General features: G+C 70.1%; 14 protein-coding genes. 4 read left to right on the top strand and 10 right to left on the bottom strand.

Annotated features, from left to right (window positions below):
• Positions 1-77: 77 nt before the first annotated feature.
• Positions 78-956: a LysR family transcriptional regulator gene (locus DID99_RS32885; RefSeq protein WP_124668363.1), complete on the top strand. Its 879-nt coding sequence runs from the start codon at positions 78-80 to the stop codon at positions 954-956.
• Between the two features lie 131 nt (positions 957-1,087).
• Entirely contained in the window at positions 1,088-2,077 is a 990-nt protein-coding gene (locus tag DID99_RS32880; protein WP_124668362.1) for an ABC transporter substrate-binding protein, read from the top strand.
• Between the two features lie 30 nt (positions 2,078-2,107).
• Here the strand turns inward: DID99_RS32880 and DID99_RS32875 are convergent, their stop codons facing one another.
• Positions 2,108-2,482, bottom strand: a complete 375-nt coding sequence (locus DID99_RS32875; protein WP_044843879.1) for a phage protein NinX family protein — start codon at positions 2,480-2,482, stop codon at positions 2,108-2,110.
• A gap of 288 nt (positions 2,483-2,770) precedes the next feature.
• Between DID99_RS32875 and DID99_RS32870 the strand changes: the two genes are divergently transcribed.
• Both DID99_RS32870 and DID99_RS32865 read left to right on the top strand, forming a co-directional pair.
• The gene (locus DID99_RS32870; RefSeq protein WP_124668361.1) at positions 2,771-3,847 is read left to right on the top strand and encodes a glycosyltransferase family 2 protein; all 1,077 of its coding nucleotides are present in this window, start codon (positions 2,771-2,773) and stop codon (positions 3,845-3,847) included.
• Between the two features lie 16 nt (positions 3,848-3,863).
• Positions 3,864-5,126, top strand: a complete 1,263-nt coding sequence (locus tag DID99_RS32865) for a glycosyltransferase family 87 protein (RefSeq protein WP_260444747.1) — start codon at positions 3,864-3,866, stop codon at positions 5,124-5,126.
• Here the strand turns inward: DID99_RS32865 and DID99_RS32860 are convergent.
• Genes DID99_RS32860 through DID99_RS32820 form a run of 9 tightly spaced genes read right to left on the bottom strand, consistent with a single transcriptional unit; the run spans position 5,090 to position 13,746 of the window.
• On the bottom strand, positions 5,090-6,130 hold the full coding sequence (locus tag DID99_RS32860; protein WP_124668360.1) for a TadG family pilus assembly protein: 1,041 nt from the start codon (positions 6,128-6,130) through the stop codon (positions 5,090-5,092). The two genes, DID99_RS32865 and DID99_RS32860, sit on opposite strands and share 37 nt — an antisense overlap.
• A complete protein-coding gene (locus DID99_RS32855) occupies positions 6,123-6,551 on the bottom strand; it encodes a TadE/TadG family type IV pilus assembly protein (protein ID WP_044843875.1) in 429 nt (142 codons plus the stop codon). The genes DID99_RS32860 and DID99_RS32855 overlap by 8 nt, the downstream gene beginning before the upstream one ends.
• Positions 6,548-7,405: a lipopolysaccharide assembly protein LapB gene (locus DID99_RS32850; protein ID WP_124668359.1), complete on the bottom strand. Its 858-nt coding sequence runs from the start codon at positions 7,403-7,405 to the stop codon at positions 6,548-6,550. The genes DID99_RS32855 and DID99_RS32850 overlap by 4 nt, the downstream gene beginning before the upstream one ends.
• A complete protein-coding gene (locus DID99_RS32845) occupies positions 7,402-8,346 on the bottom strand; it encodes a type II secretion system F family protein (protein ID WP_044843873.1) in 945 nt (314 codons plus the stop codon). The genes DID99_RS32850 and DID99_RS32845 overlap by 4 nt, the downstream gene beginning before the upstream one ends.
• Positions 8,343-9,320 carry a type II secretion system F family protein gene (locus DID99_RS32840; RefSeq protein WP_124488401.1) on the bottom strand — a complete coding sequence of 326 codons (978 nt, stop codon included), beginning with the start codon at positions 9,318-9,320 and terminating at the stop codon, positions 8,343-8,345. Before DID99_RS32840 ends, DID99_RS32845 begins: the two co-directional genes overlap by 4 nt.
• Entirely contained in the window at positions 9,317-10,729 is a 1,413-nt protein-coding gene (locus tag DID99_RS32835) for a CpaF family protein (RefSeq protein ID WP_124524163.1), read from the bottom strand. Before DID99_RS32835 ends, DID99_RS32840 begins: the two co-directional genes overlap by 4 nt.
• Positions 10,726-11,949: an AAA family ATPase gene (locus DID99_RS32830; RefSeq protein ID WP_124668358.1), complete on the bottom strand. Its 1,224-nt coding sequence runs from the start codon at positions 11,947-11,949 to the stop codon at positions 10,726-10,728. The genes DID99_RS32835 and DID99_RS32830 overlap by 4 nt, the downstream gene beginning before the upstream one ends.
• Positions 11,950-11,971: 22 nt before the next feature.
• The gene (locus DID99_RS32825; RefSeq protein ID WP_044843870.1) at positions 11,972-12,355 is read right to left on the bottom strand and encodes a CpaD family pilus assembly lipoprotein; all 384 of its coding nucleotides are present in this window, start codon (positions 12,353-12,355) and stop codon (positions 11,972-11,974) included.
• Between the two features lie 14 nt (positions 12,356-12,369).
• Positions 12,370-13,746: a type II and III secretion system protein family protein gene (locus DID99_RS32820; RefSeq protein WP_124668357.1), complete on the bottom strand. Its 1,377-nt coding sequence runs from the start codon at positions 13,744-13,746 to the stop codon at positions 12,370-12,372.
• Positions 13,747-13,771: the final 25 nt, after the last annotated feature.

Here is a 13,771-nt window from a genome sequence, read left to right as displayed (position 1 = left end):
CGAGCCGTATGCTAGGCTTGCCCGGTATTACCCGTCATTGACATACCGATGCAGTTTCATTAACGAAAATTGCAATCATGAATCCGCTCGAATTCCGTCACGTGCGCGCGTTCCTGAGCGTTGCGCAGCACCTGCATTTCGCGCGCGCGGCCGACGCGCTCGACATGGCGCCGCCCGCGCTCACGCGGCAGATCCAGGAGGCCGAGCGGCTGCTCGGCGTGCGGCTGTTCCAGCGCTCGCGCCGCGAGGTTTCGCTGACGGCGGCAGGCATTGCGTTTCTCGCCGAGGCGCGCGCGGCGGTCGAGCATCTGCAGCGCGGCCGCGAACTCGCGACGCTCGCCGAACGCGGCGAACTCGGCCGGATCGAGATCGGCTACGTGTCGTCGGCCGTCTATTCGGGCACGCTGCAGCGCACGGTCGGCGCGTTCCGCGCCGCGCATCCGCGCATCGAGCTGAACCTGCGCGAGGTACCGATGGACGACGTCGCGAAACAGCTCGACGCGGGCCGGCTCGACCTCGCGTACGTGCGCCCGCCGTTGCCGCTGCCGGGCGGGCTGCGGATCGTCACGCTGCAGCGCGACGTATTCGTCGCGGCTGTGCCGGCCGATTCGCGTTACGCGGCGATGACCACCGTGCGTGCCGCCGATCTCGCCGACGCACGCTTCGCCGTGCCGGAACAGGAGCGCGGCACGCTCGAAGTCGCACGCCGCGGCCGCTTCGCGCCGGTGATCGCCGCGCGGCCGGGCGGGTTGCTCGCGGTGCTCGCGTGCGTATCGGTAAACGGCTGGGTCGCCGTGATCCCGGACGCGCTCGCCGGCTGCGTGTCGTTGCCGGGCGTCGTGTACCGGCCGATCGCCGGCAAGCCGATCATGTCCGAGCTCGCGCTCGCGCACCGGCGCTTCGAGAAGGCGCCCGCGGTACGCGCGTTCCTGCGCGCCGTTCCTGCCGCGGGCTAGCGCCTGTCTCGCCGATAACGGACGCGCGAATAAGCATTTCGCGATTCGATGTTTGCCGGCGCGAAACCGATTCCGTAATCTGCCCGGCAGCCGCGCGGCCTCTCGCGCGGATCACCGAGGACCTGCCGCCGATGACTTCGCCCCCCGCCCCGGCCCGCCGCCGCGCACTGCTGCGCGTGGCCGCCCTGGCCGCCGCACCGCTTGCCGGCGCCGCCGCACGGCCCGTCCGCGCGGCCGGCCCCGACCTGTCCAACGTGACGCTGGTGCTCGGCGACCAGGCCGGCGGCCTGCGCGCGCTGGCCGAAGCCGCGCGCGTGCTCGACGGCGTGCCGTACCGGTTTCGCTGGGCGAATTTCCAGGGCGCCGCGCCGCTGTTCGAAGCACAGCGCGCGGGTGCGATCGACCTCGCGCCGGCCGGCGACCTGCCGGTGTTGACGGCCGCGCTCGGCGATCCGGCGCTGCGGATCGTGGCCACGCGCGTCGGCTCGCCCACATCGCTCGGCATCGTCGTGCAGCCCGATTCGCCGGTGCGCACCGTCGCCGACCTGAAGGGGCGCACCGTCGTCGTGTCGTCGGCGCGCGGCAGCATCTCGCAATACCAGCTCTACGGCGCGCTGCGCGAACACGGCCTCGCGCCTGGCGACGTCGACGTGCGCTTCGTGCTGCCGGTCGACGCGTTCGCCGCGTTCGAGGCCAGGCAGATCGGTATCTGGGCGACCTTCGATCCGTATTACGGCAACGTGGTCCGGCGCGGTGCGCGCATCGTGCGCGACGGCAGCGGGATCAATTCCGGGCTCGCGTTCCTCACGTCGCCGGTCGACACGCTCGACGATCGCGCGAAGCGCGCGGCGCTGTCGGACGTGCTCGCGCGGCTCACCCGAGCCGGCCAGTGGGCGCTCGGGCATCCCGCCGATTACGCGACCGTCTATGCGTCGCTCACGCGCCTGCCGCGCGAGGCGGCCGCCGACATCGCGCGCCGGGCGGCGCTCGCGCAGCGCGGCGTCACCGACGCGGACATCGACGTGCTGCAGCGCGTCGCCGATCGCGCGGCCGCGGACGCGATCCTGCCGAAGCGCGTCGACGTCGCGTCGATCGCGGTGCGCAACCTGTCGGCCGCGTAACCGGCTGCACGTCGTCGCCTGTGCGGGCGTTCAACGCGCCTTCGCCATGTCGAGATCCGGCACGTCGTCGCCGAACGTCGACGCAACCAGCGTGCGCATCGCGGCGACCAGCAGCGTCGGGCCCGACTGGTTGAACGTGCAGCGCTCGCCGGCCGCCGGCACTGCCCGATGCAGCACCGCGCGCCACGCACCGTGCCCGCCGTCGCGCTCGAACGCACCGAACGGCAAACGCTCGACGAGCGGCCCGCCGTCTACCCACGACGACGACGGCGCGTACGGCACCGGCGTGCCGCCCGGTTCGCGCAGGACCGTGCATCCCGCGGCGTCGACGCGCGGCGCGCCGAGTGCTTCCGCCATCGCCACCCAGAAATCGAGCGGCGCACCGACCAGATCGTGAACCTGCATCGCGCCCTCCCGCGGTCGTGAAAACGCCATCCTAGCGCTGCCGCGCGCGATGCGCCGGCCACGCCGCGACCGGTGCGTTGCCCGGCAAGCCGCCCGTCGTGCGAAACCGCCGATACGTGTTACGAATCGGCGATTCCTGCGTACAATGAACGCAACACGTATCGTCCGGGCGGCGGTGGACACGCACCCCGGAACCGCATTCACGCCGAACCGGGCCGGGCCCGTTCGGCGGACGACAACCGGAACCATACGGTGCAGCGCAGGCCGGATCTCTCGGGAGACCGCAGCATGTCCACGCACGCCAGGAAACCGCTGATATCGCTCGTCGTGCCGTTTCATGACGAAGAAGACACGATCGACGCGTTCTTTGCCGAAACGCTGCCCGTTCTCGAGTCGGTCGCCGGGGTCCGCTTCGACATCGTCTGCATCAACGACGGCAGCCGCGATCGCACGCTCGACCGGCTGCTCGCGATCGCCGCCCGCGACGCGCGCGTACACGTCGTGGATCTCACACGCCGCTTCGGCAAGGAAGCCGCGCTCACCGCGGGCCTCGACGAGGCCGCCGGCGCCGCGGTGATCCTGATCGACGCCGACCTGCAGGACCCTCCCGCCCTGATTCCCGCGATGATCGAACACTGGCGCGCCGGTGCCGAAGTCGTCGCCGCGAAACGCACCGACCGCATGTGCGACCCATACCTGCAGCGCGCGGCGGCGGCGCTCTACTATCGCGTGCACAACGCGCTGTCCGAAGTCGAAATGCCGGAAAACGTCGGCGATTTCCGCCTGATGGATCGCGAGGTCGTCGAAGCGCTGCGCGCGCTTCCGGAGCGGCGCCGGTTCATGAAGGGGCTGTTCGCGTGGGTCGGCTTTCGCACCGCTATCGTCGAATACACGCGTGCGCCGCGCAGCGGCGGCCGCTCGAAGTTCTCCGGATGGCGACGCTGGAACTTCGCGCTCGAGGGCATCACGAGCTTCAGCACCGTGCCGCTGCGCGTGTGGACCTACGTCGGTCTCACGTTCGCGATGCTGTCGCTCGCGTATGGCGCCTTCATCGTGGTGCGCACGCTGCTGTACGGCAATCCGGTGCACGGCTACCCGTCGCTGATTTCCGTCGTGCTGTTCGTCGGCGGTATCCAGCTGATCGGTATCGGCGTGATCGGCGAATACCTCGGGCGGATCTATCACGAGTCCAAGCAGCGCCCCGTCTATCTCGTGAGGCGACGCTACCGAGCCGAGCGCGATGCCGCCGCCCAGCCGGCATCGAAGCTGCTGCAGTTTCCGCTGAAGCGCGCGCCCGCTGCCCGCCGCCGGGCAGCGATGCCGGCAGTCGCCGGCGCCGCCGCCCGCAAGGCGTCGTTCAAGTAGAACCGGACCGCCGCAATTGGACATTCCCCGCGAATCGATGCGCTCGGCGGAGCGGCCCGTGCGCGCGTGGCTCACGCTGCGGCGCGTCGTCGTGTACAGCGTGCTGATGCTCGTGCTCGACGCACTGTTCATCACGATCTGGACGACCGTCGTTCGTCACGGGGCAGGGAGCATCGGGGCACGCCCCGGTGCCGACTTCTCGGTGTTCTGGTCGGCCTCGTATGTGATGCTGCACGGCTCGCCGGCGCAGGCGTACGACTTCTCCGCCTTCTCGCGGCTGACGACCGGGCTGTTCACGCACCTTCGCCGCGACGTCTTCGCCCCGTGGCTGTACCCGCCCACCTATCTGCTGCTCGTGACCCCGCTGGCGCTACTGCCCTTCGCGCTCGGTTACCCGGTGTTCGTCGCGATCGGCGTCGTCGTGCTCGGCCTCGTCGCGTGGCGCGTTTCGCGTCTCGGCATGATTCCGGGCGCATCGCGCGTCGGCCCGCTCGCGCTGGCCGCCGCGCCTTGCGTGTTCGTCACCGCGACGCTCGGGCAAAACGCGTTCCTGACCGCGTCGTGCGCGGCGCTGGCCGTCCACTGGGCCGAACGGCGGCCGATCTGGGCGGGCCTCTGCATCGGCCTGCTGTCGGTCAAGCCGCAGATGGCGCTGCTGTTCCCGTTCGTGCTGGTCGCCGTGCGCGCATGGCGCACGATCGCATGGGCCGCGTTCGCCACGGGCACGTTCGTCGCGCTGGGCGTCCTGATTTGCGGCATCGAGTCGCTGCGCCTGTTCGTCGCGAGCACCGGACTCGCGCGATCGATCGTCCTCGAACACGGTGTCGTGTTCTGGCTCGCGTCGCCGACGCCGTTCGCGGCGTTCCGGCTTGCGGGCGTGCCGCTCGGCGCCGCCTATGCCGCGCAAGCGTGTATTGCGGCAATCGCGATCGCCGCCGCGTGCATCGCATGGACGCAATCGCGCGATACCCGCGTGCGCGCCGCCGTGCTGGCGGTCGCGACGCTCGTGGCGAACCCGTACGTGTGGCACTACGAACTTGCGTGGCTCGCCATCGCGATCGCCTGCATGCTGTCAATCGGCTGGCGCGACGGCTGGCTGCGCGGCGAACAGGCCGCGATCGCGCTGATGTGGGCGCTGCCGGTCGCCGAATACCTGAACCCGTGGCTGCTGCTGCCGCAGATCGGCCCGGCCGTGACGCTGTTCGCGCTGCTCGTGCTGCTGCGTCGCGCGCGGCACGACGCTCACAACGCGAGCCGCGGCGGCACATACAGCCCGTAGTACGGCCCGACGCCCGTCGCGACGCCGGTCATCTTCACGCCGGCGACGAAGTGCCCCTGGATGTACTTGTACGTGCCGCCGAGCGACACGTCGATACGGAACGCCGCGAACGCGACGATCGGCACGTAGGTGCTGCTCGCCGTCTGCGTGACGACCGGCAGCACGACCGTCGTGCCGACCGGCACCGACGTGTAGAGCGTCGCCTTCACGCCAGTCGCGAGATAGATGCTGTCGCCGATATTGAGCGTCGTCGGGTTGCCGGTCACCATCAGGCCGCCCATCGTCGTCGTGTCACTCGCGGTCGACTGGAACGACGTCCACTGGCCGCCCATGCACAGCGTGCCGTAGGTCTGGCCGTTCGTGATCGAGAATTCGTACGGCAGGTTGGTCAGCGGATTGATCAGCGGCTGGTTGGTCAGCGTGTTCCAGTACTGGTTGTACACGCACTGGTCGATCGCGACCGGAAAGAGCCCGCCCGCCGCCACCCCGCCCGGCGCGGCGAGCACCGCGATCGCGGTCGCGCTGCCGGACGCGCCCGGAATGCCGAGCAGCCCGCCGAGCAGCAGTGGAATCGAGCCGCCGTTCACGCCCGGCGCGCGCGACACGGTCACCTGAACCGCCGGCACGTCGTATTGGCCGGGCGTGATGGTCGTCGGCTGCATCGATGCGGGGTTGCGCGTCACGTTCCAGTACCCGGTCGTCACCGTGCCGGTCGCGAGCGGCGCGCCTGCCGCCGCATTCTGCGCGATCACGCCGTTCGCCGCCGGCGCGGCCTGCGACCAGTTCAGCGCGCCGCCCGTGGGCGACATCATCGCGTCGGCCGCCGCGAGCGCGGCCGCGTCGGCGGCGTTCTGCAACTGGTTGCGCACCGTGGCCACCCACGCGATGTCGATTGCCAGCGCGCCGAACGACAGCAGCGGAATCAGGAACAGCAGGAAGAACAGCGCGACGGAGCCGCGCTCGCGCGTCGCGCCGATGCATGGCGTGCCGGCTGCGTCATTCATAGAGCATCACCGAGCTGGCCGAGATCGTCACCGGGCCGGTGAGCGCGCTGAATGCCGACCCCAGCACCAGCCCCGAATACGTGTAGGTCACCGTGACCGTCAGCGCGGTGCCGGCCGTCGTGCCGTTCGCCTGCGTCACGGTGATGGTCGGCGTCGTCGCGGTGCCGCCGGTGATGAGGCTGTTCTGCGTGTAGGTCGACGCGACGTTGGCGATCTGTGTCGGGGTCAGCATCGGCACGCGCAGCACGACGCCCGCGCGCGCGGCCTCGCGGCTCGCGTTCGTGATGACGGCCTTGTCGCACAGCAGCAGGCTCGTGTCGATGATGCCGATCAGCACCATCAGCAGGAACGGCAGCATCAGCACGAACTCGAGGGATACGACGCCGCGCGCGTGACGGACGCCCATCGCCTGGCGTGTCATCTTGCCGCCCCCGCGGCGGACGGCAGCGCGTGCGGCTCGAGCGCGGCCCCCGTCGACGGTCGCGCGGCGGCGGGCGCCGGGCGCGCCGCAAGCTGCGCGCGCACGGCCTCGTAGACGCGCAGATTGTCGGCCACCGCCGATGCGGGCAGATCCGCCGACAACAGCTTCTTCGCCGAATCGGTGTTGCCGAGCACGCCATACGCGAACGCGAGGTTCTGGCGCGCCTGCCACGGCGCATCGGGCAGCCCGGCCACGTCGAGCAGCACGTTCACGCCTTCGCGCGGCCGGTTGCTCAGCACGAGCGACAGCCCGAGGTCGACGCGCAAGCCCTGCGCATCCGGATGCACGCGCAGCGCATCGCGGTATACGGCCTGCGCGTCTTCATGGCGGCCCTGCAGGTCGAGCACCGTGCCGAGCCCTTCCGCCGCGAGCGGCAGGTTCGGCTGCGCGGCCAGCAGCTCGCGGTAGCGCTGGGCGGCCTCGTCGAGCCGGCGCTGCCGCAACGCGACACGCGCGAGCCCGACCTGCGGCCCGGGTTCCGCGGGTGCCTGCTGTCGTGCCTGCTCGTAGAGAATCCGCGCGCGCTCCAGATCGCCCGCGCGGTAGCTGACGTCGCCCAACCCGAGGCGCGCCGGGAGCGAATCGGGATGCCGGGCGAGCACCTTCTCGTACAGCGTCGACGCGAGATCGACGTTGCCGCCGGCGAGCGCGCTGTCGGCAATGCGCAGTTCGGCCTGCGGATCGTCGCTCTTGTGCGACAGCGCCGGCCGCGTCTGGATGCCCGGCGCGCAGCCGCCGGCCAGCACCGGCAACACCGCCGCGAATGCGAACGCACGGATCACGGATCGTGTCATTTGAACACCTCGAGCAGGCGAATCGCCGCCGGGCCCGCCGCGATCAGGCCGACCGTCGGCAGGATGAACAGCATCATCGGCAGCGTGATCTTCGGCGCGAGCTTCGCGGCCTGCTCCTCGAGCGCGACGATCTGCTCGGTGCGCTCGCTGCGCGACAGCGTTCGCAGCGCCTGCGTGATCGGCGTGCCGAAGCGCTGCGATTGCGTGAGCGTCGTGGCAAGCGAGCGCGCCGACGCAAAGTCGACGCGCGTCGCGAAATGCGTGAGCGCTTCGGATACGTTGCCGCTCAGCGTCAGTTCGTCCGCGCATACCGTCAGCTCGTCGGCGAGCGGCGGGCAGATGCGCTCGAGTTCGCGCGCGACGCGCCGCACGCCCGATACGAGGCTGTTGCCGGCCATCGTGCAGATCACCAGCAGGTCGAGGGCGTCCGGAAAGCACGCGGCGATGATCCGCCGGCGCCGCCGGATCATTGCGCCGAGCACGTATTCCGGCACGATCACGCCGATCACGAACGCGGCGACCATCGCCAGCGCCCGGATCACGACGTATTCGCCGAAGCGCGGAATGTACGGGCTGAACACGATCGCGACGCCCGCGAGCAGCACGCCGCAGCTCAGCTTGATGCCGATCATCGACGACACCGCACGCCGCTCGCGAAAGCCCGCGCGCGTCAGCTGCAGCCCGAGCTTCACACGCTGCATCGGGTCGAGCACGGGCAACCGCTCGCCGAGTTGCGCGAGCCGCCGCGTCAGGTCCTGTCGCACCTCGCCCGGCTGCAGCCGCCCCGCCACCAGCGAAAGCGGACGTTGCCCGGCCGCCAGCTGCACGCGCTCCGCGATCCGCCGGCGCGTGCCGCCGCCGGGCGTCGCGAGCGCCGCCGCGACGCACGCGAGCAGCAGCAACAGTTCGAGGCCGCGGGCGGCCAGCATCGACATCGTCATCGCGCGGTATCCAGTTTCGAGATCTTGTGAATCGTCAGCAGTCCGATCGTCAGCAGCACCGCGGCGATCGTCAGCATCACGCGTCCGGCATGCGTGTCGAACAGCAGCATCACATACGCGCGATTCACGAGGAACAGCGCGCCGATCATCACGAACGGCACCGCCGAAATGATCTTCGTCGTGATCCGCCCCTCGGCGGTCAACGCGCGTGTCTTCAGGCGGATGTCGCGGCGCGTGCGGATGATGCTCGACAACTCGTCGAGCGTCTCGCCGAGGCTGCCGCCGGTCTCGCGCTGCAGCAGCAGGTAGACGGTGAAGAACGAGAAATCCGCGATCATCAGCCGGTCTGCCGCGTGCGTCAGCACGTCCTTCAGATCCGCGCCGACGCGCAGGCTGTCGCCCATCGAGCGGAAGGTCGAGCGCACCGGCTCCGCCGCGCTGTCGCCCACCGTGCTGATCGCCTGCGTGACCGGAATGCCCGCGCGCACCGCCCGCACGATCAGGTCGATCGCGTCCGGGAACGCTTCGAGAAACCTCAGCCGGAACCGCTCGACCAGCGCGCGATAGCTGGCGCGCATCGCCACCAGCGGCAGCCCGACGTAGATCAGCGGATGGAGCGCGTGCGGCAACGCGACGAGTTGCACCACCACGATCGCGGCAATCGCGCCGGCGATCGTGCCGGCGACGACGATCCGCATCCCGCGTTCGCCGCCAACCGCCCGCACGCGCGTCACGTAGCGCTGCAGCCACGCGCGCGCGCGGCTTTGCCGCCGCGGCAGGTTGAACAGCGCGATGCCGGGTGCCGCGGCCGCACCGGCTTCCCGACCCGCCAGCGACGGCGCAAGGTGCCGCATCCGCTCGCGAATGCGCTGCTCCGGCGTGTGGCGCGCACGGTCCAGCCACGCGGACAGCGCGAGGCCCGCCGCGAGGATCACGACGAACGCGCCGAGCGCGAGCAGGTCCGCGGTGCTCATTGCCGGAAGACCTCGGTGAGCGCGTCCTCGACGCCGTAGTACGCAGCGCGCGGCGCGAACGCCGGCCGCAGCGACGACGCCTCGAACACGCCTTTCACCACATCCCGCGTCGTGTCGCCTTCCTGGCGGAACGCGAACAGGTCCTGCGTGATCACCACCTCGCCTTCCATTCCGACGATCTCGGTGATCCGGGTCACGCGGCGCACGCCGTCGCGCATCCGCTCGACCTGCACGAACAGGTGCACGGCGCTCGCGATCTGGCGGCGGATCGACAGCAGTTGCAGGTTCGCGTTCGCCATCATCACCATGCTTTCGAGCCGGCTGATCGCGTCGCGCGGCGAGTTCGCATGGATCGTCGTCATCGAGCCGTCGTGCCCGGTATTCATCGCTTGCAGCACGTCGAACGCTTCCGCGCCGCGGATTTCGCCGAGGATGATGCGGTCGGGCCGCATCCGCAGCGCGTTGCGTACGAGGTCGCGCTGCGAGATCCCGCCGAGCCCTTCCGTATTCTCCGGCCGCGTCTCGAGACTGACGACGTGCGGCTGCAGCAGTTGCAGCTCGGCCGCATCCTCGATCGTCACGATCCGTTCGTGCTCCTCGATGTGTTGCGACAGCGCGTTAAGCAGCGTCGTCTTGCCCGAACCGGTGCCGCCGGAGATCACGATGTTCAGCCGGCACGCGCACGCGATCTTCAGCACCTGCAGCATCCCGTGCGAAATGTTGCCCTGATGCGCCATCCGCGCGAGCGTGATGTCGCGCTTCGCGAACTTGCGGATCGAGATCGACGCGCCGCGCATCGCGATCGGCGGCAGGACCACGTTCACGCGGCTGCCGTCGGCAAGCCGCGCGTCGACCATCGGGCTGCTCTCGTCGACGCGGCGCCCGACCGCCGCCGCGATCCGCTGCGCGACGCTCGTCACGTGCGCGTTGTCGCGAAACTTCAGCGGCGTGAGTTCGAGCCGGCCCGCGCGCTCGACGTACACCTGGTCGGGGCCGTTCACGAGGATGTCGGAAACGGTGTCGTCGGCGAGCAGCGGCTCGATCGGCCCGACGCCGAACATGTCGTTCAGGATCGCGTCGACGATCAGCACCTGCTCGCCCGCCGTGATCTTCAGGCGCTCGCGCTCGACCGTGTGCGCGGCCACCTGCTCGATGCCCGCGCGCACTTCGTCGCGCGTCTTCATCAGCGCCGCCGACATGTTCATCGACGAGAACACCGCGGTGCGAATCGCGTCGAACTTGCCGGAACGAATCAGCGCCTCGTGGGTATCGGCCACCGCAAGCCCGCGCGCGGATGCGGGCGCCTGGCTCGCTGCCGGGCCCGGCACCGGTGCGCCTTCGGGCGGCGCGGCGGGAGAAGCCGCCGGCCCGGGCGCAGGCGTCGGCCGTTTGCGGGTACCGAACGTCACGATCCTTTCCTCCATTTCACGAAGCGCGCGTACCACGGCTGCGCGACGGCCATCGATTCGCCGGTGATGCCGTTCGCGAGCAGCCGGATCTCGTCCAGGAAGCCGCGGCGTTTCGTGCCTTCGATCGGCTCGCCGAGGTTCTCGGCGACCGCGAGCGTCTGCGGCTCGTGCGGCAGCTCGCGCAGCCGCACGCCGCCGAATGCGTCCTCGAAGTCGGCCTGCGCGACGCGCCCCTTGACCGGCTCGAGCGGGTTGTTCAGCATCATCGACAGCAGCCGCTCGCCGGGCAGCTCCCTCACGAAGCGTGCAAGCCGGGCGGCTTCGTATGCGGCATGCACCGAGCGGTCGGCGACGATATAGACGAGATCGGACACCGTCAGCGCATCCTCGAACAGTTTGCCGGCGCGGTTGCCCACGTCGAACAGCACGTAATGGAAGCGGTCCTTCAGCATCTCGACGAGCGACGCGATCGCATCGTCGCGCAGCGACGCGTCGTCGCCGTACGCCAGTTCGGCCGAGAGCACGTGCAGGCGGTCGCCCTTCGTGACGAACATGCGGTCGAACAACGCGTCGTCGGGACGCTGTTCCATGTTCAGCAGTTCGATCAGCCCGTTGTTGCTCGACAGCCCGAGCCGCGAGTTCGCGCCGCCGCCATGCAGGTTCAGGTCGACGTATGCCACGCGGCGGCGCTTCTCGCCCGCCAGGCAGCGCGCGAGACTCACCGCGACCGTCGTCGTGCCGACGCCGCCCCGCGCGCCGACGAAGCTGACGATCTTGCCGGTACGCACCTGCACGACCGATTCCGTCGCGGTCAACGCGCGCCGCATCAACTCGACGGTCAGCGGCTTCACGATGTAGTCCTGCACACCGATGCCGAGCAGGTTGCGGAACAGCCCGACGTCGTTCTGCGTGCCGATCGCAACCACCCTCACGGACGGATCGCACACGTCGGCGAGCCGCATCAGGTCGGACACCGGCAGCACCGAATCCGACACGTCGACGATCAGCTGGCGCGGCGAGCGCTCGTGCTGCTGCAACAGCCGGATCGCGTCGTCGCAATTGCCCGGCTGCACGTGGGCGCGCGTGATCGACAAGTCCTGGGCGACGCGGCGGATCACGTCTTCGCTGCCGGCATCGGACACGACCGCGATGAGATCCGCCGCACCGGCTGCGGCGGCGCGCTTGGCATTCTGGCGATCGAGGACGTTCATGGGCGGCATCGCGATGGGCATCGGGAGCGGGTCAGTGGCCGGGCGAGCCGGTCGTCGTCAGCGTCTTGTCCGGAGCCGGCTGCTTCACGCGATCCTCGACGTAGCGGCGCACCGCGTCGGCGGCGACTTGCGCATCGGCGCCGCCGTACGGCACGGGCGCGACCAGGTCTTCCGGCCGCGCGAGCATCGTCGCGAGATTCGTGTAGGTCGCGCAGCCGAACGGCACGCCGGGCCGCCCGAACCCCGCATCGACGAGATGCGACGGCTGCATCAGCTTCGCGCAGTCGGGCGGCACCGCGTGCACGCCGTCGAAGCCGATCGCGCGTGCATCGGGCAGGTTGAGCGGCGGCGGCGCCGAGAAGCAGCCCGCAAGCACCAGTGGCGGCAAGGCGGCGACGATGGTTCGAACTCGCATGCGCGCTCCTCCGGTCAGTACACGAAGCCCGCGGCGCCGACGAGGCGCGGCGTGTCGCCCGTCAGCAGGTCGAGCCCGAGATTGCGCTGGATCGCGAACTCGAGATCGCTGCTCGGCCGCGCGACGGTGTCGAGCGCCTGCTCGAGCTGGCCGGGGCCGGTCGGCTGCACGATGTACGGCGTCACGATCACGACGACCTCGGTCTTGTTGTCCTGGAAGTTCTTCGACGAAAACAGCCGGCCGATGATCGGCAGCCGGCCGAGCCCCGGCACCTGCGCCACGGTATCCGCCGTCTGGCTCTGCAGCAACCCGCCGATCGCGAAGCTCTGCCCGCTCGACAGCTCGACCGTCGTCTCGACGCGCCGCACCGAGAGCCCCGGCACCCTGACGCTGCCGGTCGTCACGCTGTTGTTCGAATCGACCTCGCTCACCTCCGGGCGCACCTTCAGGCTGATCCGGTTGTCGGCGAGCACGGTCGGCGTGAAGTCGAGCGACACGCCGAACGGCTTGAACTCGACCGTGATCGCGCCGGTGTTGCCGGCCTGCGCGACCGGAATCGGAATTTCGCCGCCCGCCAGAAAGCTCGCGGTCTGCCCGGACATCGCGGTGAGGTTCGGTTCCGCGAGCATCGTGATCAGGCCTTCCTGATCGAGCGCGTCGAGCACGACGTCGATCGACCAGCGCCCCGCGCGGAAGCCGCCGAGCACCGAATACGCACCGGTCGGCGACAGGTTGAACACCTTGGTCGTCGGATCGAACAGCGTGCGGCCGCTGAGCAAGCCGCCGAAGAAGTTGCCGGCCGAGCCGAGCGAGCTCCAGTTGATGCCGAGCTGCTGCGTGACGTTGCGGCTCACCTCGGTCACGCGCACGCGCAGGTTCACCTGGATCGGGCGCGACAGCGTGAGCCGGTTGACGATCTTTTCCTTGTCGTTGACGTAAGGCGCGAGCGACTGCATCACGGCGTCCGCGTCGGCCGCGCTCGGCACCTTGCCCGCCACCATCAGCGAGCCCGGCGCGCCGGACACCGACAGCTTCAATTGCGGAAAGCGGCTGTCGAGCACCGCTTGCAGCGACGCGGTGTCGACCTGCACGATCACCGTGCGGCGCAGGATCGGCCGATGGTTCGCGCCGAGCGCGATCAGCGTGGTGGTGCCGGCCTTCTTGCCGAACACGAACACGGTGCGCGGCGACGGCACCTGGATGTCCGCGATGCTCGGGTCCGCGACGAACATCGCGGTCGCGGGTTCGGACAGCGACAGCATCTCGCCCTTGCCGGTCGCGATCGACAACGCCGCGCCGGCCTCCGCGCTCCCCCCCGACGCGGGCGCGCCCCCCGGCCCGGCGCAGCAGGGCAGGCCCCAGGAAGCCAGCCCCCGCACCCAGCGCACCATGCGGGGTGCCGGCAAATGACAGCCC

It is taken from the genome of Burkholderia sp. Bp8986, assembly GCF_003854225.1.
Lineage (GTDB): Bacteria > Pseudomonadota > Gammaproteobacteria > Burkholderiales > Burkholderiaceae > Burkholderia.
Note: the sequence above shows the minus strand (reverse complement) of the source record. Positions and strands in the feature narration are given on the sequence as shown.

Bases quoted from the DNA above. Each gene is read 5' to 3' on its own strand.
- DID99_RS32885 (WP_124668363.1), top strand. From the start codon at position 78: ATGAATCCGCTCGAATTCCGTCACGTGCGCGCGTTCCTGAGCGTTGCG.
- DID99_RS32880 (WP_124668362.1), top strand. From the start codon at position 1,088: ATGACTTCGCCCCCCGCCCCGGCCCGCCGCCGCGCACTGCTGCGCGTG.
- DID99_RS32875 (WP_044843879.1), bottom strand. From the start codon at position 2,482: ATGCAGGTTCACGATCTGGTCGGTGCGCCGCTCGATTTCTGGGTGGCG.
- DID99_RS32870 (WP_124668361.1), top strand. From the start codon at position 2,771: ATGTCCACGCACGCCAGGAAACCGCTGATATCGCTCGTCGTGCCGTTT.
- DID99_RS32860 (WP_124668360.1), bottom strand. From the start codon at position 6,130: ATGAATGACGCAGCCGGCACGCCATGCATCGGCGCGACGCGCGAGCGC.
- DID99_RS32855 (WP_044843875.1), bottom strand. From the start codon at position 6,551: ATGACACGCCAGGCGATGGGCGTCCGTCACGCGCGCGGCGTCGTATCC.
- DID99_RS32850 (WP_124668359.1), bottom strand. From the start codon at position 7,405: ATGACACGATCCGTGATCCGTGCGTTCGCATTCGCGGCGGTGTTGCCG.
- DID99_RS32845 (WP_044843873.1), bottom strand. From the start codon at position 8,346: ATGACGATGTCGATGCTGGCCGCCCGCGGCCTCGAACTGTTGCTGCTG.
- DID99_RS32840 (WP_124488401.1), bottom strand. From the start codon at position 9,320: ATGAGCACCGCGGACCTGCTCGCGCTCGGCGCGTTCGTCGTGATCCTC.
- DID99_RS32830 (WP_124668358.1), bottom strand. From the start codon at position 11,949: ATGCCGCCCATGAACGTCCTCGATCGCCAGAATGCCAAGCGCGCCGCC.
- DID99_RS32825 (WP_044843870.1), bottom strand. From the start codon at position 12,355: ATGCGAGTTCGAACCATCGTCGCCGCCTTGCCGCCACTGGTGCTTGCG.
- DID99_RS32820 (WP_124668357.1), bottom strand. From the start codon at position 13,746: ATGGTGCGCTGGGTGCGGGGGCTGGCTTCCTGGGGCCTGCCCTGCTGC.